1 protein-coding gene is annotated in these 2,389 nt (G+C 38.5%); it reads left to right on the top strand.

Annotation, left to right across the window (positions count from 1 at the left end):
• Positions 1-141: 141 nt before the first annotated feature.
• On the top strand, positions 142-2,389 hold a 2,248-nt coding region (locus tag CWATDRAFT_RS31135), incomplete at its 3' end, for a plasmid replication protein, CyRepA1 family (protein WP_326997451.1).

The following is a 2,389-nucleotide window of genomic DNA, read 5'->3' as shown; positions in this document are numbered from 1 at the left end:
CACGCCGCGAAACAGCTCCCAGGTTTTTAAACCTCCTTTCCCCCTTTTACACCGCTTTAACCTTTTAAATCGGGTTTAGGACCGGGAAAACTTACTAATTTAATTAAAGGGTTAGAATACCTAGGAACTTATGACCCGTAAATTCTAGGTATCCGAAATTCCCTACTATCACAATTTGCTAATAACACCAAGTTTACCCATATTCATGAGAAAGAAAGCAGCTACCATATCAGGGATTGTCGAGGTAAAGTAACAGCCTGTATTAACAGCCATCACAGATTTAACGGAGATGATTTTGATGGGAAAGTCTTGATTTTGGATGAAGTTGTTTCAGTCTTAAAACAGCTACTATTTAGCAAGACTGTTAAGCATCGAGAGCAAGCAATAGAGTTAATTAAAGAAGCTATTATCAGGTCATCCCGTGTAGCAATTCTCGATGGTAACTTAGCAGATCTCTATATCGAATTTATCAAAGCAGTTGACCCCACAAAAACCATAGAAATTGTTAAAAATACCCACAAAGGGAAGAAACCTAACTTAGTTTTATTAGAGGGAACCATCAAGAAAACAAAACTAAGAAAACGAGATCACTCCCCTTGGTTGTATGACCTAATAACCGTCCGTGATATGGTTGGGGCTATTGCTAGTGACTCCCAAATTTTGTTAGAATCCTTAGACAATCTTCTCAGTCAATTAGGGTTTACAACCTTTAGGGTTGATGGGAAAACCATTAACTCTCCAGAAGTCCAAGAATTTTTAGCTAATCCTAATAAGTACCTAGAAGATAATCAGATAGATAGGTTCCTATTTTCCCCCAGTTGTGAGTCGGGGCTTGATATCAATATAACCAACTACTTTACCCATTTCTTTGGTTTATTTTTTGGACAATTAGACGCTGATTCCATTACTCAGATAATCGCTAGGATTAGGGATACTGAAGTGACCCGTTATTTATGGATTAATCCCTTTACCAAAGTAGATGATAATAAGTCAATCAAGTCACCCTTCTTAGAAAAATTACAGTATCATTTTCAACAACGCCTAACCCGTGATTTGCATCTAGCAATGGCTGGAGAAGATAACAAAGAGGAATTTATCAGTGAAATACTAACAAAAGTCAAAGAAGATTTAAGCAGTCCTGAGAGTAAGTTAGCTAACCGATTAGAAGCGATGCTCAATTACGAGAAAGCTAACCTGAGAAAGTGTGTCTATTGGTTATTATCACAGCAAGGATATGATATCAGTAACCGTTACCAACCCGAAATCACGTCTAAGTTGCTCAGTACAAATAAACAGGTATCTAAGGAGAAAATAGAAACCAAGTATCAAAACTCAAAAGATATCTTCTCTGCTGAGGATAAATACGTAGGTAAGCCTTGGATGATGTTAAATCAAGATGCTAGTTGGCCAGAAAGATGTGCATTAATGAAAGCTAAGTTAATCCAACTCTTACCTAATATTCAAGACTCTAGTTTTTGGAGTCCTGAGTTAATCTATCTCATCAAATATAAGTATCCTAATCTGATTACCCAACTGGAAAATAGGATTTATCTGGAGAAATTTGACCAGGAGAATTCACCAGCCTTAGTAAAGGTTAAAAAGTTTTATCACAATCTATTAACTAAGGTGAGAAATAGTAAGCTTTGCCCCTGGAAAATACAGCCCCGTTACCTATTCCTAAAGGGATTATATGATCTAAGGTTACTGTACTTCATTGAAGTAGCCGGGGAATTTACCGCCGATAGTGAAGTGGTTAGAGAGTTGATCAAGCGGGCCAACCTTAAGAAAATCTGGCAAGGACTAGGAAAACGTCCAGGGAAAGACCCGATCAAGTTTGTGCGGTGGGTTCTCAATCAGATCGGATATGATTTGAGCGATCACCGTCTTAGTGATGAAAAACGAACACGGACATATAAGGTTGTTCCCATGAAGATCAACGTCTCTGAAGTGGTAGAAGACCATAAACACGACAATTATGTTTATGGGGTTATTAACAAACTAACTGAAGTAATCTCCGCCAGAATCGAACGAGACTACAACCCAGAACAATTAGAAACCCTGAGATGGGATGACAATAACCCAATACAACAGCCACCTTCTAGTACAGAATCCGGGCTAAAAAGTAACGCTCAAACTGACGAGTTCAAAAACGCCTCAAACCCAGGCCAACCAACGAGAATTAATGATCCAGATGTGCCAATAACTGTTATAGAAGATCCACCACATCTGGATCATGAAAATATAGTACAATTCTCACCAAATCCAAATCTAGATCCACATCCAAATCTAGATCCAAATCCAAATTCAGATCCACCTGTCAACTGTCCATCGGATATCAATATTTGGGAGATTGAATCGGTTGGTGAGGTTCCCCTTGAGGCCATATCCT

Origin of the sequence: Crocosphaera watsonii WH 8501 (assembly GCF_000167195.1) — a bacterium.
In the GTDB taxonomy this organism is placed as follows: Bacteria; Cyanobacteriota; Cyanobacteriia; order Cyanobacteriales; family Microcystaceae; genus Crocosphaera; species Crocosphaera watsonii.
The sequence above is the reverse complement of the archived record's forward strand: the minus strand, read 5'-3'. Positions and strand labels throughout refer to the sequence as shown.